Raw genomic sequence first — 21,947 nt, 5'->3', positions numbered from 1 at the left:
CGACACCACACGAGAGAAAGACACTGACGTGCAACCCGTACGCCGACAGAGCCTCATCGGGCAGGTCACCGACCAGTTACGAGGCGAGATCGAGTCCGGGACGTGGGCCGTCGGTACGCGGATACCCACAGAACCGGAGTTGACCGAGCTGACCGGCACGGGACGCAACACCGTTCGCGAGGCCGTCCAGGCGCTGGTGCACGCGGGCATGCTCGAGCGGCGCCAGGGATCGGGCACCTACGTGCTCGCGTCGTCGGAGATGCCGTCGGCCCTCGGCAAGTACTTCTCGTCCGCGCGGCGACGCGACGTCCTGGAGCTGCGGCGGGCGCTAGACATCACCGCGGCCACACTGGCCGCCGAGCGGCGGACCGACGAGGACGTCCGGATGCTCGAGGACACCCTGGCGCATCGGACCGCACTGTGGGACGTCGACCGCACCCGGGCCCTGCATCTCGACGTGTCCCTGCACCGTGCCATCGTCGCGGCCAGCCACAACAGCATCTACCTGGAGGTCTACGACTTCCTGCTCCCCAGTATCGAGGAGACCATCCTCGACCACGACGCCGATTCCGACCGTGCGTTCCACGAGGAGCACGCGGCCCTGGTCCGAGCGGTCGTGTCCGGGGACGCCGACGCGGCGGCCACCGCCGCACGCTGCTTCTTCACCGAGCTCGCCGCGGACGGTGCCGACGATCGGGACACCGGCGCACTGCCGACCGACTAGAGGATCAGGCGCACCAGATCGGCGGTACGGGCCAGACCGGGAAACGCCTCGGCGGTCGAGCGCGGATGGAGAGCGTGCACCGCGAGGCGGAACATCACCGCCCGCAACAACATCTGCGGCCACTCGGGGAGATCCTCCCAGCGGCCGATGAGCCCGTCGTCCGCGCCGCCCCAGGAGAGCGCGTCGACGACCACCACGGCCGCGGCCCACGACGCGGGGCGCCAGTACGGGGTGATGTCGGTGATACCGGGAGCCTGCACTCCGTCGAACAGCACCGTGCCGAACAGATCTCCGTGCACCAACTGGTCGGGCTCGCGCACCGGCCGACGTAGGGTGGCCAGCTGACCGATCACCTCGACACTGCGAACACCGTCCGGCGACGTCGGCTCCACCGCTCCCCCGGCACGGGCGGAGCGGAACGGAACCTGTTCCCACGCAGCACGATCAGCGGCGACGAACACGTCCACGTCACTCCACGGCGCGACCGGCGTCTGGGTCAGGAACCGCGGCTTCTCGAGCTGCGACGTCGCGACGTGCAGCCGGGTCGCCAGCGAGACGACCTCGTCGTGGCGGGGTTCGGGAACCCCCTCGATGTACGTGTCCGCGCGCCATCCGGACACGACGTAGCGGCCGTCGGTCGACCGCACCGGCCGTGCGAGCCGAACCCCCTCCACCGCAAGGGTTTCGCGCACCTTCGCCGACCAGGCACCGCGGGCGTGATCGGCCACCGGGGACAGGACGACGTCACCGAGACGCCAACCGCCGTCCCAGTCCGCTCCCAGAGCCACCGGCGCGACGTCTCGGAGCCCGAACGTGCCGATGACGTGCTGGGGAGGTTCCGCCGATGTCATGACGGCCACCGTACCGCCGCCGCGGTGCGAGTCCGCAGACCCCGGTGAGCGCGTGTCCCGGCACGCGTGACCGAACCCGGTGTCAGTACGTCGGGACGGTGGGGTCGACGTCGCGCGCCCACGCCTCGAGTCCGCCGCGCAGGTGGTGGACGTCGGCCATGCCGGCGGACCGCAGGACCGCGAGTGCCTCGGCCGAGCGGACACCCGTCTTGCAGTAGAGCACCACCGGCCGGTCCGTCGGCAGCGACGCGACCGCGTCACCGGCCACCACCGTCGGCAGAGGCATCAGCGTTGCGCCGTCGAGGTGCACGATGTCCCACTCGACCGGATCCCGCACGTCGATCAGTGCCACCGGGGCACCGCCGTCCAGCAGCGCGCGCACGGCCGCCGGATCGAGGTCGCCGTCCACCGAGTCCACCGACGGCAGGGGCGAGGCCACACCGCAGGACACCTCGTAGTCCTCCTCCACCTCGGACACCCGCACGCGACCGGGGTCCCGGCGCAGGGTGACCGTGCGGAAGGTCATGGTGCGCGCGTCGTAGACCAGCAGACGCCCGAGCAGCGTGTCGCCCATGCCCGTCACCAGCTTGACGGCCTCGGTCGCCATGATCGAGCCCACGACCCCGCAGAGCACGCCCAGCACGCCGGCCTCCGAACACGACGGCACAGTGCCCGGCGCGGGCGGATCCGGGTAGAGGTCCCGGTAGTCGACGCCGAGACCGCCGGGTGCGCTATCCCAGAACACGGACACCTGCCCGTCGAAGCGATAGATGGATCCCCACACGTACGGGATGCCGGCGACGGCGGCCGCGTCGTTGACGAGGTACCGCGTCGCGAAGTTGTCGGTGCCGTCCACCACCAGGTCGTACTGGCGGAAGAGGTTCACCGCGTTGCGGGGCTCGAGCCGGACCTGGTGCAGCCGGACCTCGATGGTGGAGTCCACAGCCCGGATCGACTCGCGGGCGCTGACCGACTTCGGCCGACCGATGTCGGCCTCGCCGTGGATGATCTGTCGCTGCAGGTTGGAGGCGTCCACGTCGTCGAACTCGACGATGCCGAGGGTGCCCACGCCCGCCGAGGCAAGATACAGCAGCACGGGCGAACCCAAGCCGCCGGCACCGATCACCAGGATTCTCGCGTTGCGCAGACGCCGCTGGCCCAGCACTCCGATGTCGGGTAGCAGCAGGTGTCTGCTGTACCGAGCGACCTGCTCGCGGCTCAGCTCCGGGCCCGGTTCCACCACCGGGTCGACGATCGTCATGCTCCTCGTACCTCCCCGGTCAGGCCCTGGGGTACGGCCAGGGGTTGAAGCGACAGGTCTTGCCGTCCATCGGCACCACGCCCGCAGGATCGAGTACCGCGATGTCGTCGTTCGCCGTGCCGAAGGTCTGCTGCATCATGATCGGGGCCAGGCCACCGTCGGTCTCGCAGGGCTGGTGCGCCTGGTACCCGATCGCGTGGCCCACCTCGTGGTTGATCTGGTACTGCCGATACGACCCGATGTCGCCCTGGAACGCCACGGCGCCGCGCACCCAGCGCGGCTCGTTGAGCACCACCCTGCCGATACCGGGGTTGTAGCAGGACACCTCGAGCTGGATGTCGTACCCACACGCGTCGCGGATGGTCATCTGCGACGTCAGCGAGACCCGGAAGTCCGGATCACCGGTGTCGACGCGGCGGAACGCGAAACGCTGATCGTTCGTCCAGCTCTTGGGATTGGCGAGAGTCTGGTCGACGAGGCGACCGAACGACTCGTCGCCTCCGAAGCCCGTCGTGTCCACGCCGTCCTCGATCTCGACGGTGTAGGTGAACGTGCGTTCGGTGCCCTGGCCCACCTGGTCGGTGACTCCCGGCACCACGCGCCACGTGCCTGCGCCCTGCACCGCGAACTGACCGCCGTCGGGCAGCTGACCACTGGACACCGTCTCGGCGAAGTTCCCGTCGGCCTGCGGCGGGACACCGATGATGCCGGTGTCGTCGGTCGTGTTGCTCAGCGCGGGGAATCCGGGTGCCGAGTCCGTCGTGGACGCGGTTCCGGGATCGCGTATCGCGTCGACGACCACGAGCACCGTCACGACCGCGAGGATCGGGATCGCGTAGGCGCGCCAACCGTAGGTCGACGTGAACCGCCCCAGCCGGCTCTGCTTCCGGGCGCTGCGCTCCGGCCGTGCGGCGCGTGTGCGTCCGGGATCGACCGCGGTGGGATCCCACTGGGCGCGCAGAGGCTGATGCGAGCGTCGCGCACGGTCGTCACGCGTCGCAGGCTCTCTCTGCGGTTGCCGTCGGTCACTCACCGATCCAGGTTCTCACACGCGTCTGCGGCCTCCGGTCGGCGCGCCGGGGTATCGTCGTCACGATCCGGAAGAACTTTCATGCCGCGTAGTTCCGATGTCTGAGTGATCCTCGTCCACCGGTGTCGCGGCGGATGGGACACACGAAACACATGACAGACGTCGCCGACCGAAGCTCCTCCGTGGGCGGGACCGGGAGTGGCCGGCGCAGTGCTCGACTGCCCCGTGATGCACGCCGCGCCCAACTCCTCGCCGCTGCCGGGGAGATCTTCGTCGCCCGCGGGTACCACGCCGCGGGGATGGACGAGATCGCGGAATGCGCGGGCGTCAGCAAACCTGTTCTGTACCAGCATTTCCCCGGCAAGCTCGACCTCTACGTCGCGGTGCTGCAGAACTACGTCGACAGCCTCATCTCGGGTCTGCGCCAGGCGCTGCGGTCGACGACGGACAACCACAAGCGCGTCCGGGCCGCCGTGCTCGCGTTCTACGACTTCGTCGACAACGACAGCCAGGGATTCCGCCTGGTGTTCGAGTCGGACCTCATGGGCGATCCTCAGGTGCAGAGCCGCGTCGATCAGGCCACCGAGGCCTGCGTCGACGCCGTGTTCGACCTCGTCAGCCACGACTCCGGACTCGACCCGCACCGTGCCCGCATCCTCGCCGTCGGCCTCGTGGGCGCGAGCCAGTTCACCGCCCGCTACTGGCTCGAGGCGGATCGTCCCATCACCAAGGAGGAAGCGGTGGACACCACCGTCACCCTCGCCTGGGGTGGTCTCTCGCACGTCCCCCTGCAGTCCCAGTAGGCGACGCACCCCGGTCCCACGAACCACGACGGCCCCGCACCAGCAGGTGCGGGGCCGTTCCTCGTGCGCGGTGGGCGCGTCGGTCAGGCGGTGCCGGACGACGCGAAACCGACCCGACGACTGTCGGACGGACCGATCTCCACGTACGCGAGCTTGCCCGCGGGCACCAGGAACTTGCGGCCCTTCTCGTCCACCAACGACAGCACACCCTCGCCGCCGAAGGCCTTCGAGACCAGGGTCTCCACCTCGTCGGGCGTCTGCGCGCTGTTGATGACCAATTCCCGTGGGCTGTCCGAAATTCCGATCTTGACCTCCACGGCCGACCTCCGAAACGTTGTCGCGAACCTGCTGTCCACTTCAGGTTAGAGCAGCACCGGCCGCCGGTGAGTGCGTGACGCACACGCCCACAGCGAACACCGACACGAGTCAGACGAGGCCGAGAATCGCCATCCGCTCGGAATGCCGGACCTGCATGCGGTCGAACAGCGCCACGATGCCGTTGAAATCGCCCGACGCCGTCATGACCAGTTCGGTCAGCTCCTCGCGCTGCGCCAGGACGAACTGCGCCTGGGTGATGGCCTCCCCGAGCAGGCGGCGTCCCCAGAGCATCAACCGGTCCTTGTCCGCGGCACTCGCCGCGACACGCGCCACCACCTCGGTGACGACGAACTCCGAGTGGCCCGTCTCGGCGAGCACCTCGCGCACGGTGGCGGCGATGTCGTCCGGGAGGCTGTGCGCGATCTCGCGGTAGAAATCGGCGGCGAGGCCGTCGGCGACGTAGGTCTTGACGAGCACCTCCATCCACGTCGAGGGCAGCGTCGAGGCATGGTAAGCGTCGAGAGCGGCGGCGAAAGGCTCGGTGACCGACAGGACGTCGCGCCCGCGCTCCGCGAGGGCCGCCTCGAGCACCTCGAAGTGGTTCATCTCGGCGGCCGCCATGCTCGCCATGGCGATGCGGTCGCCGAGCGTCGGGGCCATCCGAGCGTCGTCGACCAACCGGTAGAACGCCGAGATCTCGCCGTACGCGAGAACGCCCAGGAGACTGATGATTCCGGGGTGATCACCCGGCACGGTTCCCCCGGTCGCAAGGCCCTCGTCGGACCCGGACGGGACGTTCGGAGTGGACCCGCCGTGCTGTGGATCCGAATCTGTTCGCATGGCTGCCGAGACTACCGTCGACACGGCTCGCGCGAGCGGAACCGCGGCGTCGGGTGCCGACCAGGTAGAATAGGTCGCGAGCACGCTCCACCGGCGCCGGCAGCAGGGACCGAGACGGTCCGCACGCCGGCCCGACGCACCGTGGTCACCTCTGTCGGAGGCGATCGCGGCGAGCACCGGGAGCCGTGCTCACGACATTGTGCGCGCACCTGATTCGTGTCTGCCGCCGATCGTGTCGCCGCATCTGCGGCCGACCCCGATCGCGCCTGTCGACGAATCGAGGGTTTCGACACCGGCCGCGGAGCGGCCTGGCCCTCGTCGTGCGTGCGAGGCGAGAGACGAGAAAGGCCGAAACACTGAGCAAGATCACTGTGGACCACGAGACCGACGACGTGGCGGAGACCACCGTCTCGGCCACCCTGGACACCACCCACACTCCCCCGACCTTCGCCGAGCTGGGCGTTCACCCCGAGATCGTCCGTGGGTTGACCGACATCGGCATCGAGCGCACGTTCGCGATCCAGGAACTCACGCTTCCCCTGGCACTCGCGGGCGACGACCTCATCGGCCAGGCCCGCACCGGCATGGGCAAGACGTTCGGCTTCGGCGTCCCGCTGCTGCACCGTCTCGCCACCGGTCCGGCCGACGGCTCGGGCACCACGGTCCTGGACGGCACCCCGCGTGCGCTGATCATCGTTCCCACGCGCGAGCTGTGCGTCCAGGTCACCTCCGACCTGGAGAACGCGTCGAAGCACCTGCACTCGGCCAACGGTCGCGTGAAGGTCATGTCGATCTACGGCGGACGGCCCTACGAGGCCCAGATCGAGACCCTGCGGACCGGCGTCGACGTCGTCGTCGGCACCCCCGGACGACTTCTCGACCTGGCCAAGCAGGGCCACCTCGTCCTGGGCAAGGTCGGCGTCCTGGTGCTCGACGAGGCCGACGAGATGCTGGACCTGGGCTTCCTCCCCGACATCGAGCGCCTCATGAGCATGGTGCCGGAGAAGCGTCAGACCATGCTGTTCTCGGCGACCATGCCCGGGCCGATCATCACGCTCGCCCGCACGTTCCTCACTCGGCCGACGCACATCCGCGCCGAGGAGGCCGAGTCCTCCGCGATCCACGAGCGCACCGCCCAGCACGTCTACCGGGCACACGCACTGGACAAGGCGGAGATGGTCGCGCGGGTGCTGCAGGCCGAGGGCCGCGGCGCCACGATGATCTTCACGCGCACCAAGCGCACTGCCCAGAAGGTCGCCGACGATCTGGCCGAGCGCGGATTCTCCGTCGGCGCCGTCCACGGTGATCTCGGGCAGGTCGCCCGCGAGAAGTCGCTCGCGGCGTTCCGCTCCGGCAAGATCGACGTGCTCGTCGCCACCGACGTCGCGGCGCGCGGTATCGACATCGACGACGTCACCCACGTCATCAACTACCAGTGCCCCGAGGACGAGAAGACGTACGTCCACCGCATCGGACGTACGGGTCGTGCGGGCCGCACCGGTATCGCCGTCACGCTGGTCGACTGGGACGACATCCCCCGCTGGCAGCTGATCGACAAGGCCCTGGGCCTCGACATCCCCGACCCGGTGGAGACGTACTCCAGCTCCGAGCACCTGTACGCGGAACTGAACATCCCGCACGGCACCACGGGCAGCATCGCGAAGCGGCGCGCCGAGACTCCCGCCGCCGAGAAGACGGACACCCGCTCGAGCCGGAGCGAGAACTCGGACCAGGCGTCGGACGGCGAGGCCACCACCACGTCGCGCCGGAGCCGGTCACGTCGCCGCACCCGCGGCGGGGGCCACGCCGACGCTGCCGCCACCGCGGACAGTTCGGCCACGACAGGTCCCGCCGAGGCGTCCGGTGACGGATCCACGTCGGACAAGCCCCGTCGTCGCCGTCGACGCCGGTCGTCCGCCGGGTCCGCGGCGCACGCCGGTGAGAACGGCGCGTCGGCGGAGGCCTCGTCGTCCGCCGGTACGTCCGACTGACCGTCACGTACCTGACGTGCTCGCTCCCGAACGGCGCACCCGCGTCGACGTGATCGCCGCTGTGGTGATCGTCGTGGTCGTCCTGGTGGGCGCCTCGGTGATCTGGTTCCGCAGCGACGCTCGCGGCACCACGTCCGTGGTCGCCGACGTGCCTCTCACCGCCCCGGCGTCGGCATTGTCGGTGCCCGAGTCGTTCTCGGAGATCTGGCGCGCCGACGACACCGGAACCGGGGCACCGACCACCGTCGGCGGAGCCGTCGTCGTCTCCACCGGCGACGCGGTGACCGGACTCGATCCCGCCACCGGCTCGCCGTCCTGGTCCTACACGCGTGACCGGGCCCTCTGCTCGGTCGTGGGGGCGTGGGACGCGGCGGTGGCGGTGTTCCGGGACGGCCGGGGATGCGGCCAGGTCACCGAGCTCGACGGGTCCACCGGAGCGCGCGAGGACCAGCGCACCAACGACGCCGACGACCCGGTCCGGTTGTCGTTCGACGGCACGTACGTGACCGAACTCGGGGCCACGCGACTCGAGCTGTGGCGATCCGACCTCGTGCGCACCCTCGAGTACGGACGGGTCGATGCTCCGGTCAATCCACGCAGCCAACCCCGCACCGGGTGTGATCTCGTCTCGAGCGCGTCCGCGAGCACCCGCCTCGCTGTGCTGGAACGGTGTCCCGGCGAGGAGGGTCTTCGTCTGACGTCGATGAACCCCGCGCCCAAGGACAACACGGTGCCCGACGTGTACGGCTCGACCATCCTGGCCGACGTCCCCGCGGACGCAGCGGCAGCACGCGTCCTCGCGGTGGTCGGGGATCGCCTCGCGGTGTACCTCCCCCCGGCCGGGAGCGAGGTCGCCCGGGTGGCACTCTTCGACGGGTCCGCCAACTTCGTCTCCGCGCAGGCCGTGACCGCCGACGTCACCACACCGTCCGCCGACACGCTCGCGTCCGACATCGTCAGGACCGGCTCCGTCGTCTCCTGGTGGACGGGTGCCGACACCGTCGGCTTCACGCAGTCCGATCTGTCCCAGCGCTGGGCTCTTGCCGGAACCCTCGGCGCGGGCGCCGTGATGGCCGGGCAGCTCCTCGTCCCGGTTCCCGGCGGAATCGCGGTGGTGGACCCCGAGAACGGCGTCGCCTCGCGCACGATCGCGGTGGACCGCGGCGAGTACACCGGGCCGGTCGCCCTGTCCGTCCTCGGCACCAGCGTGTTCGAGCGCCGCGGTGCCGAGACCGTCGCCCTGGGCTGAGCCTCAGGCGTCGGCGTCGTACGTGGCCAGGGGTGCGCCGTCGGTCCAATGCGCGGCCAGGTTGTCGGCAAGGTCGCGGTACGCCTGAGCGCCCTTGTTCTTACGTCCCGCGATCACCGAGGTGCCGGACGCCGACGCTTCCGCGAACCGCACGGTGCGCGGGATCGGCGGCGCGAGCACCGGGATGTCGTACCGACCGGACACGTCCGCGAGGACGTCACGGCTGTGCGTGGTGCGGGCGTCGTACAGGGTCGCGAGGGCGCCCAGGAGTGTCAGATCGGGGTTGGTGATCTGCTGGACCTCACTGACGGTGCGCAGCAGCTGACCCACACCGCGGTGAGCGAGCGTCTCGCACTGCAGCGGGATCAGCACGCTCGTCGCGGCCGTCAGCCCGTTCAGGGTGAGCACGCCCAGTGAGGGCGGGCAGTCCAGCACGATGACGTCGTAGTTCTCGAGGAGGGGCGCGAGGGCGCGTTTGAGGGTGTACTCGCGGCCCGGACGCATGAGCAACAGCGCCTCGGCGCCGGCCAGGTCGATGGTCGCCGGGAGCAGGTCCACACCCTCGTCCGTGCCGAGCACGGCGTCGCCCACGGGAACCCCGGCGGTGAGGACCTCGTGGATCGAGGTCTCCAGCTTGTCGGGGTTGTGCCCCAGCGAGAAGGTCAGACTTCCCTGCGGGTCGAGGTCCACCACGAGTACTCGTCGGCCCAGAGCGACGAGCGCCGCTCCCAGCGATGCCACGGTGGTCGTCTTGGCGACGCCACCCTTCTGGTTGGCCACTGCCAGGATCGTCGTCACAGCACGATCTTGGCATCACTCGGTGTGTCGAGCGACGTTCGGCCCGGCGTGGCGTGATGCCGCACCGGGCCGAACGGGGTGGAACGGAGGCCGAGCTCAGTGCAGCATCGCACCGCGCGCGACGGCGTAACCCTGGTCTGCACGCTGGAACTTCTTGCGCGGCAACAGGAGTGCGGGCACAAAGGTGAACGCGACGATGATCGTGGCCACCAGGAAGGTGCCGCCGAACGCGTCGGCTGCCTGCGCCAGTCCGGCCTGCACGGCATTCGGCCCGATCTGCTCGGCGATCGCCGGGTCACGCTGTGCCGCGATGGCGGGTCCCGCAGCCGCCCGGTCGAGCAGCTGGTTGGTGAGCACCACCGAGATCACGGCCGTACCGATCGACCCGGCCGACTGCTGGATGATGTTCATCAGCGACGAACCGCGGGCGACGGACGCGTCGTCCAACGTCTGGAGCGCGGCGGTCATGATCGGCATCATCGTCGCGCCGAGTCCCAACCCCATGACGAACAGGGCGCCGAGCAGGACGACGTACGAGGTCGAGGATCCCACCTGCGTGAAGACGGCCATGCCCAGCGTCACGAACACCATGCCGGTGATCACGATCTTGCCCGGCCCGATCTTGTCGGCGAGCTGTCCGGCGATGGGCATCGACACCATCGCCCCGAGTCCCTGCGGGGCGAGCAGCAGGCCGGCCATGAGCGTGGTCTCCCCGCGGACCTGCAGGAAGTAGCTCGGGAAGATCAGGCCCGCGCCGAAGAACGCGATGGCGAACAGGCTCATCGCGATCACCGCGACGGACAGGTGACGGTTGGCGAACAGCCGCAGGTCGATCAGCGGGTGCTCGGTCCGCAGGGCGTGGCGCACGAACGCCGCGACCAGGACGAGCCCCACGACGGCGGAGACCAGTACGCGAGCCGACATCACCGTTCCGGTCTCGGGGATCGAGGAGACGCCGAACAGGAAGAGCGCGAGGCCCGGCGACAGCAGCAGCATGCCGACGAAGTCGAAGGACTGCGAGGGCTCGGGTGCGTCCTTCGGGAGGATGACCCACGCGGCCACCAGCGCCACGGCGCCGATGGGCACGTTGATCAGGAAGATCCAGTGCCAGCTCGCCGCGTCGATGAGCCACCCGCCGAGGATCGGGCCCGCGATCGGACCGAGCAGCATCGGTACGCCCAGGACGGCCATGACACGACCGATGCGCTCGGGACCGGCTGCGCGGGTCAGGATCGTCATGCCGAGCGGCATGAGCATGCCGCCGCCGAAGCCCTGCAGGACGCGGAACACGATCAGCGACGTGATGTCCCACGCGACGCTGCACAGCATGGATCCGGCGACGAACAGGATCAGCGCCAGGATGTAGAGGCGTTTGGTACCGAACCGGTCCGCGGCCCAGCCGGTCAGCGGGATGACGGTCGCGAGAGCGAGGGTGTAGCCGGTCATGGTCCAGGCGACGTTGGCGTAGGACGTCTGGAACTCGAAGGCGAAGGTCGGCAGCGCCACGCTCACGACGGTCACGTCGAGGATCGACATGATGGCGCCGATGACGATGACGGCGGCGATCTTGAGGACGGCCGCGTCCAGCCCCTGACCGGTGTCGACACCACCCTGCCCGGGGGTGTTCGGGGACCCCTGCGCGCCCTTCTCGGTGCTCTGATCGGTCATGCGGAGTCTCCTGGCTGATCTGTATCCGCCGGCATCGAGGCCGGGTGTCGCGTGATCGGACCAAGGAAGTAAACACCCCACCGGCGGCGATCACCAGCGGATTTTCACGAGACCTCCGTCACCGGGACGACCTCCGTCATCGACGCGGCGCGACCCGGGAGCATGATCGAGCCATGGCAGACCCCGACCCCCGTGACCCGGCACCCGCATCGTCCGGAGGGTCCGGGACGTCGCCGCGGCGCTCCGACGCCAGACTGGTGTTGATCCGTCACGGTCAGACGGAGTGGGCGGCGAGCGGTCGACACACCGGACGGACGGACATCGCTCTCACCGCCGACGGGGAGGACCAGGCCCGCGCCGCCGGGGACCGCATCGCGGCGCTCGGGCTCGAACGTCCCCTGGTGGTCAGCAGCCCCCGATCGCGGGCGCTGCGGACGGCGGAGCTGGCCGGACTCACCGTCGATCGGGTGTGGGACGCGCTGGTCGAGTGGGACTACGGCGACTACGAGGGCCTGACCACTCCGCAGATCCGGGAGACCGCGCCGCACTGGACCGTGTGGACGCATCCGTCACCGTCCGGCGAGACCATCGACGCCGTGTCCGCCCGGGCCGATCTCGTCCTGTCCGTCGTCGTTCCCACCCTCGCCGAGCGCGACGTCGTGCTCGTCGGGCACGGCCACTTCTCCAGGTCGGTCATCGCGCGGTGGGTCGAGCAACCGGTGACCGAGGGAAAGCGCTTCGCGCTGGCGCCCGCCGGCTTCACCGTGCTGGGGTACGAGCACGAGTACCGGCAGATCCACACCCACAACGTGGATCCTCGCCTCGGTTCCTGAGCTGCCCGGCGTCGGTCGGAGAGCCGCTCAGGCGTCGTCGGTCTCGACGTAGTCGTCGGCGAGCCACCGCGTGGCGGGGCCGCTGAACAGACAGACCAGGACGCCGATGACGACGATGCCGAGCAACGAGCCCAGCACGGGCCGCCCGGAATCGGTGAGGAGCGACCAGACCACCGGGAGCAACAACAGCTGCGCGACGATCGCGATGGCGCGGCCCCAGCGGTGCCCGAGGATCAGGGCGATGCCACCGGTGAGCACGGCGCCCCCGAGTGCGGCGAACCAGATCGCGGTGCCGAAACCGTTGATGACGCTCTCGTCGGCGCCGGCGGCGCCGCGGATCACCAGGACGAGTGCCACCACGACCGCCGTGGCGCCCTGCACGGACACCAACAGGCCCGCGGCGCGCACCGGTGCCGGAACACCGGAATCGGGCAGCTTCGGACGCACCAGGCCACCCTAGAGCACACGCGCGAGGTGGCCGACGGTCACGCGCCGGTGGTCGTGAGCCGCCGCCGCTCGCGTCTACTCTGAGTGATCGTGCGAGCCATCCTCATCGTCAACCCGAACGCCACGTCCACCACGGCTGCCGGCCGAGACCTGGTGGCGCATGCGCTCGCGAGCAGGGTGTCGCTCAGAGTGCTCCACACCACGCACCGTGGACACGCGAGCGAACTCGCGACCGAGGCCCGCCGGGCCGGTATCGATCTGGTGATCGTGCACGGCGGCGACGGAACGGTCAACGAGGTGGTGAACGGACTTCTCGGTGTTCCTGCCCCGACCTCCATGCAGTCGGTCACCGTGGGACCCGTGCCGCTGCTGGCGGTCGTCCCGGGCGGATCCGCCAACGTGTTCGCTCGCTCGCTGGGCATCGCGCGGGACCCGGTCGAGGCCACCAACCAGCTCATCGATCTGCTGGAGTCGGGAACGAGCAGGCGCATCGGCCTGGGGCACTGCGACAAGACATGGTTCCTGTTCAACGCCGGCCTCGGATGGGACGCGGACGTGTGCGACGCGATCGATCGAGGCCGCAAGGGCGGCGAGGCGGTCACGCCCTCGCGCTACGTCCGGACCGCGGTCACCACGTTCTTCCGCCGCAAGCGCCGCGACCCGCACCTCACCGTGGAGACCGACACCGGCGAGGCCGTGACGGGCGTTCACTTCGCGTTCGTGACCAACTCCGATCCGTGGACGTTCCTCGACGCACGCCCGGTCCGGACGAACCCCGGCACCTCGTTCGACAGCGGACTCGGCATATTCGCAATGCGATCCACGAAGGTGTTCACGACGTTGCGAGTGGTCGTGCAAATGCTGTCCGGAACGTCCGGTCCGCATTCTCGGGCGCTTCTCCGAGAGGACGACGTGAAATGGATTCGCGTGCGTTCGGTGGAACCGACCGGCCTGCAGGTCGACGGCGACTACCTGGGAGAACGCACCGAGGTCGAATTCGCATCCGCACCGGACGCCCTCGCCGTCGTGGCGCCTTTACCTGGCGATACCCCGTAGGCCAAGCTACTGTGTTTCACATCTCCCGATCCGGGTACCAGACGTCGGGTGTGAAACCAAATCGGGTCCAGTGAGCTTGGCCACCCGCACCGCGTCATCTCTTGACTTCTGCTTGGTTCGTGAAAGCATTCACAAGTAACAGTGCGGAAACATTGGTTGCCGCGCTCGCGAACTGCAGGACAACAAGCCCACGATCCGGACGTGAGTCCAGGATCAGTTATTCGACAGCGCCGTCGTGCGCTCAGTGAGGAGTAAGAGGATGGATTGGCGCCACAAGGCTATCTGTCGCGACGAGGACCCGGAACTGTTCTTCCCGGTGGGAAACAGCGGCCCGGCACTCGCACAGATCGCTGATGCCAAGGTCGTGTGCAACCGGTGCCCCGTCACCGCGGACTGCCTGTCCTGGGCTCTCGAGTCCGGTCAGGATGCGGGCGTCTGGGGCGGCATGAGCGAGGACGAGCGTCGCGCGCTGAAGCGTCGTAACGCGCGTACCCGCGCACGCTCGGCGGTCTGACACAGCTCGCAAGACGCACGCAGGCCCGGCACCGCATGGTGCCGGGCCTTTTGTGTGTCCGACGGGCAGCCGTATCAGCCGCGTGGTTCTCGGCGTCCGAGCGGGACGCGGAGCTCGGCAGCGGTGCCCCCGTCCGGCCCGGCCGCGACGCTGATGGTGCCGCCCAACTCCACCGTGACGAGTGTCGAGACGATCTGCAGTCCCAGCCGGTCGGACGCCGACGCGTCGAAGTCGTCGGAGACTCCACGGCCGTCGTCGCGCACGGTGACCTCCAGCATGCGGGAGGACCGTCGGGACTCGATGGTCACACGGCCTCGCGCACCCGGATCGAACCCGTGCTCGAGCGAGTTTTGGACCAGCTCGGTGAGCACCATGATCAGCGGAGTGGCCCGTTCGGCCGGGAACACGCCCAGGCTGCCCTCGCGACCGACGGCAACGTCCGCGGACAGCGAGCCGATGTCGACCATGACGGGGACCAGGCGGTCGACCACCTCGTCCAGGTCGACGACCTCGTCCACCGACGTCGACAGCACGTCGTGGACGAGGGCGATGGAGGTGACCCGGCGGACCGATTCGCTCAGCGCGACCTTGGCCTCGTCGTTGTCGGTCCGGCGAGCTTGCAGACGCAGGAGAGCAGCGACGGTCTGCAGGTTGTTCTTGACCCGGTGATGGATCTCGCGGATGGTCGCGTCCTTGCTCAGCAGCGCGCGATCGCGACGCTTCACCTCGGTGACGTCCCGGACCAGTACCAGAGCGCCCACGGACGTGCCGGCCGGGCGCAGCGGAACCGTGCGCAGCAGCACGGTGGCACCGCGAGCGTCCACCTCCATCCGTCGTCCCCCGGCGGACGTGACGGCCGCTCCGATGGTGGCGGCGATCTCCTCCGCGTCGAAGGGATCGGTGACGAGCGACCGGGTCGACGCAGCGAGGTCGTGGCCGGGGAGATCTGCCGTCAACCCCATCCGGTGGTAGGCGGACACCGCGTTGGGGCTCGCGTAGGTGACCATGCCGGCGGTGTCGAGGCGGATGAACCCGTCGCCGACGCGTGGGCTCGAGTTGACGTCCGTCTTCTCGGACGGCGAGGGGAACGACCCCTCCGCGATCATGTCGGAGAGGTGGTGGGCGCAGTCGCGGTACGCGGCCTCCAGCAAGCTCGGCGGTCGGCCGGAGACCGGCGCGGAGTCACGCGTCAGCACGGCGACCACGCGGCCGTCGACGCGCACGGGAACGGCGTCGTGGGGCGGACCCTGATCGTCGGGGAGGCGACCACCGCCGCGCACGATCGACGCCGTGCGCAGGCACTCCGCGACCTGGGGATGTTCGGTCTCCCCGACCACCGCACCGACCGTGTCCGACGGGATCACCGTGGGGGCCGTCGTCGGACGACACTGCGCGACGCACACCACCGTCGCCGTGTCCGACGACGTCACCGCACGCGATCCGGGATGGTCGACGGGCACCCAGAGCAGCAGGTCCGCGAAGGAGATGTCCGCGAGGATCTGCCACTCCCCCACGACGCGTTGCAGATGATCGACCGCCGTACCCGGCAGGTCGGTGTGCTCGGCGAGCATCCCGGACAGCGTGGACACGACGAATCACCCTGTCCCGGTACGGCGTCGGCTGATCAGAGTGGTGACCGGATCAGGAGATGACGGCGATCAGGTCGCCCTGCTGGATGACGTCGCCCACGGCGACTCCGATGGACGTCACGGTGCCCGCGGACTCGGCGAGCACGGGAATCTCCATCTTCATCGACTCGAGCACCACCACGGCGTCGCCCTCGTTCACGTGATCACCCTCGGCGACGACGATCTGGAACACCGTCGACACCATCTCGGCTCGGACGTCCTCGGCCATCACGGTCCCCCTGTTCCGTTCCGCTCGTCTGCACGCGCGTGTCGACTCGTTCGGTGAACGGACCACGCCGGAGGCACGGCCGCTCGTCGTACAGCCAACCACACGTGAGAAACTGGGTGGAACAGGAAGGAGATCCACCATGGGCAAGCGAGGACGCAAGAAGCGCAGCCGTAAGGGAAATGCAGCCAACCACGGCAAGCGCCCCAACAGCTGATCACGAGCACCACACGACGAAGGGCCGGGACGCACAGCGTCCCGGCCCTTCGTCGTGTAGGCGGTCAGTCCTCGGTGGCGGTGATGGTCACCGACCGCCGGATCTCCAGCGTCAGGCGCTCCCGCAGGCCTTCCGGAGCCCGCTCGCCGCCGCACTTGCGGCCGACGAGAGACTTGATCTTCTCCTCGATGCCGTACTGCGCGAGGCACGAACCACAACTGTCGAGGTGACGCTGCACGCGCTGCCTGCTGGCCTCGTCGCACTCGTTGTCGAGCAACGTCCACACGTCGGCGATGACGGCCGAGCAGTCCAGGTCCTCGAACTCGTTGCCGCTCATCGTGCTACCTCCTCGGTCGCCGCGGCGGACCGGTTGAATCCACGGTCGCGAGCGACCTCCGCCAGTTCGTTGCGCAGTTGCTTGCGGCCGCGGTGCAACCGCGACATCACGGTGCCGATGGGCGTGCCCATGATCTCGGCGATCTCCTTGTACGGGAAGCCCTCGACGTCGGCGTAGTACACCGCCATGCGGAACTCCTCGGGCAACGCCTGCAGCGCCGCCTTGATGTCGTCGTCGGGCAGGGCGTCCAGCGCCTCGACCTCGGCCGACCGTAGACCGGTGGACGAGTGCTCAGCGGTGGCCGCGAGCTGCCAGTCGGTTATCTCGTCCGTCGGGTACTGCGCCGGCTGACGCTGCTTCTTCCGGTACGAGTTGATGTAGGTGTTGGTCAGGATCCGGTAGAGCCACGCCTTGAGGTTCGTGCCCTCGCGGAAGCTCTTGAACGCCGTGTACGCCTTGACGTACGTCTCCTGGACCAGGTCCTCGGCATCGGACGGGTTCCGCGTCATCCGCAGGGCCGCGCCGTACAGCTGGTCGAGCAGCGGGAGCGCGTCACGCTCGAACCGCGCCGTCAGATCCGCAGCGTTCTCCCGCGAGCGGATGCCGTCCTCTGTCTCGAGGATCGCAGGATCGACGGCGCCCGTCGTGGTGCCGGTCTCGGTCTGTGGCTGATCCGTCACGCTGGCCCCTCTCGTGTGCCCCGCGGCGACCGCCCCGTCCTCCGAGGTGTCGACCTCGGACGTCCGGGAACCGGTGAGCTCACCGTGGTCGTCCGGACTCCACTTTACCGATGGGATCACCACCACATTCGTCAGCGTCGCCGAGAGCCTCTCGGCTCCGGAGCGCTCCGGTGCAACGACGTTCACACGCCCTCCTCCGTCGAGCGGCGGCGCACAGTGCGCGCCGTCCTGATGCTGCGTGTAACAGCCGTGGCCGCCGTCGTGTTCCCCCCGCTGCCGGACCGTCTCCGCGAGTACGGCCAGAATGTCGTGTACCAGCAGCCGATCACGACGTTCTCGACGTACTCGCGGGGCGGGTGATCACGGTGGGAAGGGACCACGACGCCATGGCCGGATCGGCTACTCCCGCGACGACGATGCTGACGCGGCTCGGAATCGAATTCACCGTCCACACCTACGAGCACGACCGCGGCACCGAGCAGTACGGCGACGAGGCGGTCGACGCACTGTCCGCCGGCCTCGGTGTGTCGGCGGATCGGGTGTTCAAGACCCTGGTCGTGTCGACGGGCTCCTCGTTGGCGGTCGCGGTTCTTCCCGTGCCGGACATGCTCGCCCTGAAGTCCGTCGCCGCCGCCCTCGGGGCGAGCAAGGTGTCGATGGCCGATCCCGCAGCCGTGCGCCGGTCGACGGGATACGTCCTGGGGGGCGTCTCCCCGCTCGGTCAGCGCACGCCCCTGCCCACGGTCGTCGACACGTCGGCACTCGGGCACTCGACCCTCTTCTGCAGCGGCGGTCGGCGCGGCCTGGAGATCGAACTCTCCGCACAGGATCTCGTCCGGGCCACCGCCGCGACCGTCGCGGACATCCGACGCGCGTGCGCCAGTGAGAGACTGTGACTGTGACGTCCTGGATCGCGCCCCTCGCCCCGCAGCCCGTCCGTGCGACCGTCGACCTCCCGGGGTCGAAGTCGATCACCAATCGCGCCCTGATCCTCGCGGCGCTCGCGGACGGACCGTCGACGGTGACCGGCGCTCTGCGCAGCCGTGACACCGATCTGATGATCGATGCGCTGCGCACCCTGGGTGCCGTCGTGGAGTCCCCCGACGACGACGGGACGACGGTGCGGGTCACCCCCGGACCCGGCCGCGGCGGCGACGTGGACTGCGGGCTGGCGGGCACCGTCATGCGCTTCGTTCCCCCCGTCGCCGCGCTGGCCACCGGTCGCTCGCGCTTCGACGGCGACGAGCACGCCCGCTCGCGCCCGCAGCAGACCATTCTCGACGCGCTCCGCGCCCTGGGTGTTCCCGTGAGCGGGGACCGGTTGCCGTTCGTCGTCGACGGCACGGGCCGTGTCCGCGGGGGCACGGTCCGACTGGACGCGTCCGGGTCGTCCCAGTTCGTGTCGGGGCTCCTGCTCTCGGCGGCGCGGTTCGACGAGGGCCTCGTCGTCGAGCACGTCGGTCCCCCGGTGCCGTCGATGCCTCACATCGACATGACGGTGGAGATGCTGCGCGAGAGCGGGATCGAGGTGGAGACTCCCGAGGACTCCGGCATTCCGAACCGGTGGCGGGTGCATCCCGGCGCCGTGGCTCCGGTCGACCGTGTCGTGGAACCGGACCTGTCCAACGCGACCCCGTTTCTCGCCGCGGCGGCCGTCACGGGCGGTGAGGTGACCGTGCCCCGGTGGCCTGCCCGGACGACGCAGCCCGGTGACGCGTTCCGCGACATCCTCACGTCGATGGGGGCCGAGGTGCTGCTCACTGCCGAGTCGCTCACGGCGCGGGGGCCCGAGAAGCTCGAGGGCGTCGACGTGGACCTGCACGACATCGGCGAGCTGACCCCCACGGTCGCGGCGATGGCGGCCCTGGCCGGGTCACCCTCGCGCCTGCGCGGGATCGCCCATCTGCGCGGGCACGAGACGGATCGGCTCGCCGCACTCACGGCGGAACTCGGTGCTCTCGGCTGCGGTGTCGAGGAGACCGAGGACGGCCTGATCATCGAGCCGGCGCCGCTGCACGGCGGACCCTGGCGGGCGTACGCCGACCATCGCATGGCCACGGCGGGCGCCGTGATCGGTCTGGTCGTCCCGAGCGTCGAGGTCGACGACATCGACTCCACCGCCAAGACGCTGCCGGGGTTCGCGACCCTCTGGAGCGCCATGCTGGCCGGAGGTGGTGCACGCTGATCCGGCGGGTGTACGACGAGTCGGACGTCCGCGTCCGGCCGGGCAAGGGCACGCGCCCACGAACGAAGACCCGGCCCACCCACGCCGACGCCTCGGACGCGATGGTGGTGTCGGTGGATCGCGGCCGGTGGGGCTGCGTGATCGACAATGATCCAGAGCGCCTCGTGGTCGCCATGCGAGCGCGCGAGCTGGGCCGGACCCCGATCGTCGTCGGTGACGCGGTGGGCATCGTCGGCGACGTCTCGGGACGCGTCGACGCCCTGGCCCGCATCGTCCGCGTGGACGAACGACGAACGGTGCTGCGGCGCACCGCCGACGACACGGATCCGTACGAGCGTGTCGTGGTGGCCAACGCGGACCAGCTGCTGATCGTGGTGGCGTTGGCCGACCCGCCACCCCGCTCGGGCTTCGTCGAGCGCGCGATGGTGGCAGCGTTCGTGGGTGGTCTCCGACCCGTGCTGTGTCTGACGAAGGACGACTTGGCGTCGTCCGACGAGTTCGCCGCTTTCTTCGCCGACCTCGACGTGCCGGTGGTGCTGGTGGGCCGGGACCGTCCGCTGGACGAGCTCCTGGCGATGATCACCGGGAAGTCGTCCGCGCTGATCGGCCACTCGGGGGTGGGCAAGTCGACCTTGGTGAACCGGCTGGTGCCGGAGGCACATCGCGCCGTCGGCATCGTCTCCGGCGTCGGCAAGGGACGGCACACGTCGACTCAGTCGGTGTCGCTGCATCTTCCGGGTGGAGGCTGGGTCATCGACACTCCCGGTATCCGGTCCTTCGGGCTGGCCCACATCTCGCCGGAGGATGTCGTCGCGGCGTTCTCGGACCTCGCCGTCACCATCGAGGACTGCCCGCGCGGCTGCACACACCTCGGGCCGCCGGCCGACCCGGAGTGCGCTCTGGACACCCTGACAGGACAGCAGGCGAACCGCGTCGCCGCGGTTCGCCTGCTGTTGGTGGCCGTGATGTCGAACGACTCCTACTGACGGAGCTCCGACCGATCGATCAGCGCGAGAGCAGCTTTCGCAGTCCCGTGCCGCGCTTGGATTCCTTGATCGCGGTCAGCAGACCGGCACGGCGACCGGTGACCGGATCGACGGTGGACGTGACCTGGCCGCCGAACTTGCGCTCGGATGCCGTCTCCGGTGCGTCGTCCGCCGTGGCCTTGAGGTACTTGTCGGGGAGCGACAGCTTCGCGATGGTGCGCCAGGACTTGCCGTACTGGGCGAGGAAAGGCCCTGTGGTGTACGGCAGGTCGTACTTCTCGCACAGTTCGCGGACCCGCACACTGATCGCGGCGAGCCGGTTGCTCGGCAGATCGGGGAACACGTGGTGCTCGATCTGGTAGCAGAGGTTGCCCGACATGAAGGCGAGGGTCGGTCCGGCGTGGAAGTTGGCGCTGCCCAACATCTGTCGGAGGTACCACTGCCCCTGCGTCTCGTCCTGGAGGTCGTGGCGCGTGAACTTCTCCGCACCGTCCGGGAAGTGACCGCAGAAGATGACGGCGTTCGTCCAGATGTTACGAATGACGTTCGCCATGATGTTGGCGGTCAACGTCTTCCGGTAGGACGCGGCGGGCGACAGCGACGTGATGGCCGGCGTGATCGCGTAGTCCTTCAGCATCTGGCGGCCGACCTTGTCGCCGACCTCCTTCAGCTTGCGTCGCGTCTCCTCCTTGGGCACACGGCCTTTCACGGCCTTGCCCAGCTCGAGATGCTGTACCGCCACGCCGTACTCGAACAGGAGCATCAGCAGCGTGTTGTAGACGAGGTTGCCGGCGTTGAACGGGACCCACTTGCGGTCACGCGTGACGCGGATGAGGCCGTAGCCCACGTCGTCGTCCATGCCCAGCACGTTGGTGTACTTGTGATGGATGTAGTTGTGGGTCTGCTTCCAGTGCTCGGACGGACCGGTGTTGTCCCATTCCCACGAGGTGGAATGGATCTCCGGGTCGTTCATCCAGTCCCACTGGCCGTGCATGACGTTGTGGCCGAGCTCCATGTTCTCGACGATCTTCGAGACACCGAGCATCGCGCTACCGGCCCACCATGCGGCGCGGTGGTTGCTGGCGAGCATCGTGGTGCGGCCGAGGGCCTCGAGGGAGCGCTGAAAACGGATGGTGTTGCGGATGTACCGCGCATCCTTCTCGCCGCGCGACTCCTCGATCTCCCGACGCAACGCGTCGAGTTCATGGCCCAGCGCCTCGACGTCGGCCTCGGTGAGGTGGGCATATTCCTTGACGTCGGAAATCGCCATGTGGTCACTCCTCGGCAGGTGGTCGATGCCCGTGT

At 69.3% G+C, this 21,947-nt stretch carries 25 protein-coding genes; 12 read left to right on the top strand and 13 right to left on the bottom strand.

The window, feature by feature from the left end; all coding sequences use genetic code 11:
* Window positions 1-28 precede the first annotated feature (28 nt).
* Window positions 29-724 carry a FadR/GntR family transcriptional regulator gene (locus ASG69_RS14380; protein ID WP_037186716.1) on the top strand — a complete coding sequence of 232 codons (696 nt, stop codon included), beginning with the start codon at window positions 29-31 and terminating at the stop codon, window positions 722-724.
* Here ASG69_RS14380 and ASG69_RS14375 read toward each other — a convergent pair.
* From ASG69_RS14375 to ASG69_RS14365, 3 genes are all read right to left on the bottom strand, one after another.
* Window positions 721-1,575, bottom strand: a complete 855-nt coding sequence (locus tag ASG69_RS14375) for a TIGR02569 family protein (RefSeq protein WP_027506841.1) — start codon at window positions 1,573-1,575, stop codon at window positions 721-723. The genes ASG69_RS14380 and ASG69_RS14375 overlap by 4 nt on opposite strands.
* Window positions 1,576-1,657: 82 nt before the next feature.
* Window positions 1,658-2,836, bottom strand: a complete 1,179-nt coding sequence (gene moeB / locus ASG69_RS14370; RefSeq protein WP_056447817.1) for a molybdopterin-synthase adenylyltransferase MoeB — start codon at window positions 2,834-2,836, stop codon at window positions 1,658-1,660.
* 19 nt (window positions 2,837-2,855) lie between these two features.
* Window positions 2,856-3,869 (bottom strand): DUF3152 domain-containing protein, encoded by a 1,014-nt coding sequence (locus ASG69_RS14365; protein ID WP_051613603.1) that lies wholly within the window; start codon window positions 3,867-3,869, stop codon window positions 2,856-2,858.
* Between the two features lie 149 nt (window positions 3,870-4,018).
* On the opposite strand from ASG69_RS14365, the gene ASG69_RS14360 reads away from it, so the two are divergent.
* Complete coding sequence (locus tag ASG69_RS14360; RefSeq protein ID WP_027506843.1) at window positions 4,019-4,669, top strand: TetR/AcrR family transcriptional regulator; 651 nt, start codon at window positions 4,019-4,021, stop codon at window positions 4,667-4,669.
* Between the two features lie 83 nt (window positions 4,670-4,752).
* Here ASG69_RS14360 and ASG69_RS14355 read toward each other — a convergent pair whose 3' ends face one another.
* Entirely contained in the window at window positions 4,753-4,986 is a 234-nt protein-coding gene (locus ASG69_RS14355) for a DUF3107 domain-containing protein (protein ID WP_027506844.1), read from the bottom strand.
* A 109-nt stretch (window positions 4,987-5,095) separates the two neighbouring features.
* Window positions 5,096-5,827 (bottom strand): ferritin-like fold-containing protein, encoded by a 732-nt coding sequence (locus ASG69_RS14350; RefSeq protein WP_051613614.1) that lies wholly within the window; start codon window positions 5,825-5,827, stop codon window positions 5,096-5,098.
* Window positions 5,828-6,147: 320 nt separating this feature from the next.
* Between ASG69_RS14350 and ASG69_RS14345 the strand changes: the two genes are divergently transcribed.
* Window positions 6,148-7,818, top strand: a complete 1,671-nt coding sequence (locus ASG69_RS14345; protein WP_037186721.1) for a DEAD/DEAH box helicase — start codon at window positions 6,148-6,150, stop codon at window positions 7,816-7,818.
* Between the two features lie 16 nt (window positions 7,819-7,834).
* The gene (locus ASG69_RS14340) at window positions 7,835-9,067 is read left to right on the top strand and encodes an Rv3212 family protein (RefSeq protein WP_056447814.1); all 1,233 of its coding nucleotides are present in this window, start codon (window positions 7,835-7,837) and stop codon (window positions 9,065-9,067) included.
* 3 nt (window positions 9,068-9,070) lie between these two features.
* Here ASG69_RS14340 and ASG69_RS14335 read toward each other — a convergent pair whose 3' ends face one another.
* Both ASG69_RS14335 and ASG69_RS14330 read right to left on the bottom strand, forming a co-directional pair.
* Window positions 9,071-9,865 carry a ParA family protein gene (locus tag ASG69_RS14335; protein WP_027506847.1) on the bottom strand — a complete coding sequence of 265 codons (795 nt, stop codon included), beginning with the start codon at window positions 9,863-9,865 and terminating at the stop codon, window positions 9,071-9,073.
* Window positions 9,866-9,961: 96 nt separating this feature from the next.
* The gene (locus tag ASG69_RS14330) at window positions 9,962-11,533 is read right to left on the bottom strand and encodes a DHA2 family efflux MFS transporter permease subunit (RefSeq protein ID WP_082544646.1); all 1,572 of its coding nucleotides are present in this window, start codon (window positions 11,531-11,533) and stop codon (window positions 9,962-9,964) included.
* A 173-nt stretch (window positions 11,534-11,706) separates the two neighbouring features.
* Here ASG69_RS14330 and ASG69_RS14325 point away from each other — a divergent pair, with 173 nt between their 5' ends.
* Window positions 11,707-12,366 (top strand): acid phosphatase, encoded by a 660-nt coding sequence (locus ASG69_RS14325; protein WP_081821426.1) that lies wholly within the window; start codon window positions 11,707-11,709, stop codon window positions 12,364-12,366.
* A gap of 27 nt (window positions 12,367-12,393) precedes the next feature.
* On the opposite strand, the gene ASG69_RS14320 is transcribed toward ASG69_RS14325, so the two are convergent.
* On the bottom strand, window positions 12,394-12,816 hold the full coding sequence (locus tag ASG69_RS14320) for a hypothetical protein (protein ID WP_027506850.1): 423 nt from the start codon (window positions 12,814-12,816) through the stop codon (window positions 12,394-12,396).
* Window positions 12,817-12,903: 87 nt separating this feature from the next.
* Here ASG69_RS14320 and ASG69_RS14315 point away from each other — a divergent pair, with 87 nt between their 5' ends.
* Together ASG69_RS14315 and ASG69_RS14310 are read left to right on the top strand one after the other, a co-directional pair.
* Window positions 12,904-13,869: a diacylglycerol/lipid kinase family protein gene (locus ASG69_RS14315; RefSeq protein ID WP_027506851.1), complete on the top strand. Its 966-nt coding sequence runs from the start codon at window positions 12,904-12,906 to the stop codon at window positions 13,867-13,869.
* A 259-nt stretch (window positions 13,870-14,128) separates the two neighbouring features.
* Window positions 14,129-14,383: a WhiB family transcriptional regulator gene (locus ASG69_RS14310; RefSeq protein ID WP_027506852.1), complete on the top strand. Its 255-nt coding sequence runs from the start codon at window positions 14,129-14,131 to the stop codon at window positions 14,381-14,383.
* A gap of 74 nt (window positions 14,384-14,457) precedes the next feature.
* Here the strand turns inward: ASG69_RS14310 and ASG69_RS14305 are convergent, their stop codons facing one another.
* Together ASG69_RS14305 and ASG69_RS14300 are read right to left on the bottom strand one after the other, a co-directional pair.
* A complete protein-coding gene (locus ASG69_RS14305) occupies window positions 14,458-15,972 on the bottom strand; it encodes a sensor histidine kinase (RefSeq protein ID WP_056447812.1) in 1,515 nt (504 codons plus the stop codon).
* Between the two features lie 52 nt (window positions 15,973-16,024).
* Entirely contained in the window at window positions 16,025-16,240 is a 216-nt protein-coding gene (locus tag ASG69_RS14300) for a biotin/lipoyl-binding carrier protein (protein ID WP_027506854.1), read from the bottom strand.
* A gap of 139 nt (window positions 16,241-16,379) precedes the next feature.
* Between ASG69_RS14300 and ASG69_RS23355 the strand changes: the two genes are divergently transcribed.
* The gene (locus ASG69_RS23355; RefSeq protein WP_110293457.1) at window positions 16,380-16,454 is read left to right on the top strand and encodes a 50S ribosomal protein bL37; all 75 of its coding nucleotides are present in this window, start codon (window positions 16,380-16,382) and stop codon (window positions 16,452-16,454) included.
* 64 nt (window positions 16,455-16,518) lie between these two features.
* Here ASG69_RS23355 and rsrA read toward each other — a convergent pair whose 3' ends face one another.
* Together rsrA and ASG69_RS14290 are read right to left on the bottom strand one after the other, a co-directional pair.
* Complete coding sequence (rsrA, locus tag ASG69_RS14295; protein ID WP_027506855.1) at window positions 16,519-16,791, bottom strand: mycothiol system anti-sigma-R factor; 273 nt, start codon at window positions 16,789-16,791, stop codon at window positions 16,519-16,521.
* Window positions 16,788-17,414 (bottom strand): sigma-70 family RNA polymerase sigma factor, encoded by a 627-nt coding sequence (locus ASG69_RS14290; RefSeq protein WP_037186858.1) that lies wholly within the window; start codon window positions 17,412-17,414, stop codon window positions 16,788-16,790. Before ASG69_RS14290 ends, rsrA begins: the two co-directional genes overlap by 4 nt.
* 288 nt (window positions 17,415-17,702) lie before the next feature.
* On the opposite strand from ASG69_RS14290, the gene ASG69_RS23265 reads away from it, so the two are divergent.
* Genes ASG69_RS23265 through rsgA form a run of 4 tightly spaced genes read left to right on the top strand, consistent with a single transcriptional unit; the run spans window position 17,703 to window position 20,642 of the window.
* Window positions 17,703-17,831 (top strand): hypothetical protein, encoded by a 129-nt coding sequence (locus ASG69_RS23265; RefSeq protein WP_261781656.1) that lies wholly within the window; start codon window positions 17,703-17,705, stop codon window positions 17,829-17,831.
* A 26-nt stretch (window positions 17,832-17,857) separates the two neighbouring features.
* Complete coding sequence (locus ASG69_RS14285; protein WP_027506856.1) at window positions 17,858-18,367, top strand: aminoacyl-tRNA deacylase; 510 nt, start codon at window positions 17,858-17,860, stop codon at window positions 18,365-18,367.
* Between the two features lie 2 nt (window positions 18,368-18,369).
* On the top strand, window positions 18,370-19,656 hold the full coding sequence (aroA, locus tag ASG69_RS14280; RefSeq protein ID WP_056447808.1) for a 3-phosphoshikimate 1-carboxyvinyltransferase: 1,287 nt from the start codon (window positions 18,370-18,372) through the stop codon (window positions 19,654-19,656).
* Between the two features lie 8 nt (window positions 19,657-19,664).
* Window positions 19,665-20,642 carry a ribosome small subunit-dependent GTPase A gene (gene rsgA, locus ASG69_RS14275; protein WP_156380532.1) on the top strand — a complete coding sequence of 326 codons (978 nt, stop codon included), beginning with the start codon at window positions 19,665-19,667 and terminating at the stop codon, window positions 20,640-20,642.
* 19 nt (window positions 20,643-20,661) lie between these two features.
* Here the strand turns inward: rsgA and ASG69_RS14270 are convergent, their stop codons facing one another.
* Entirely contained in the window at window positions 20,662-21,912 is a 1,251-nt protein-coding gene (locus tag ASG69_RS14270; RefSeq protein WP_056447802.1) for a fatty acid desaturase family protein, read from the bottom strand.
* Window positions 21,913-21,947 lie beyond the last annotated feature (35 nt).

The sequence above is a fragment of the Rhodococcus sp. Leaf225 genome (genome assembly GCF_001426145.1).
Lineage (GTDB): Bacteria > Actinomycetota > Actinomycetes > Mycobacteriales > Mycobacteriaceae > Rhodococcoides.
The sequence above is the reverse complement of the archived record's forward strand: the minus strand, read 5'-3'. Positions and strand labels throughout refer to the sequence as shown.

Coding starts and splice junctions, on each gene's coding strand:
- ASG69_RS14285 (WP_027506856.1), top strand. CDS start 17,858: ATGGCCGGATCGGCTACTCCCGCGACGACGATGCTGACGCGGCTCGGA.
- ASG69_RS14360 (WP_027506843.1), top strand. CDS start 4,019: ATGACAGACGTCGCCGACCGAAGCTCCTCCGTGGGCGGGACCGGGAGT.
- ASG69_RS14270 (WP_056447802.1), bottom strand. CDS start 21,912: ATGGCGATTTCCGACGTCAAGGAATATGCCCACCTCACCGAGGCCGAC.
- rsrA (WP_027506855.1), bottom strand. CDS start 16,791: ATGAGCGGCAACGAGTTCGAGGACCTGGACTGCTCGGCCGTCATCGCC.
- moeB (WP_056447817.1), bottom strand. CDS start 2,836: ATGACGATCGTCGACCCGGTGGTGGAACCGGGCCCGGAGCTGAGCCGC.
- ASG69_RS14325 (WP_081821426.1), top strand. CDS start 11,707: ATGGCAGACCCCGACCCCCGTGACCCGGCACCCGCATCGTCCGGAGGG.
- ASG69_RS14375 (WP_027506841.1), bottom strand. CDS start 1,575: ATGACATCGGCGGAACCTCCCCAGCACGTCATCGGCACGTTCGGGCTC.
- ASG69_RS14330 (WP_082544646.1), bottom strand. CDS start 11,533: ATGACCGATCAGAGCACCGAGAAGGGCGCGCAGGGGTCCCCGAACACC.
- ASG69_RS14310 (WP_027506852.1), top strand. CDS start 14,129: ATGGATTGGCGCCACAAGGCTATCTGTCGCGACGAGGACCCGGAACTG.
- ASG69_RS14300 (WP_027506854.1), bottom strand. CDS start 16,240: ATGGCCGAGGACGTCCGAGCCGAGATGGTGTCGACGGTGTTCCAGATC.
- ASG69_RS23265 (WP_261781656.1), top strand. CDS start 17,703: ATGCTGCGTGTAACAGCCGTGGCCGCCGTCGTGTTCCCCCCGCTGCCG.
- ASG69_RS14350 (WP_051613614.1), bottom strand. CDS start 5,827: ATGCGAACAGATTCGGATCCACAGCACGGCGGGTCCACTCCGAACGTC.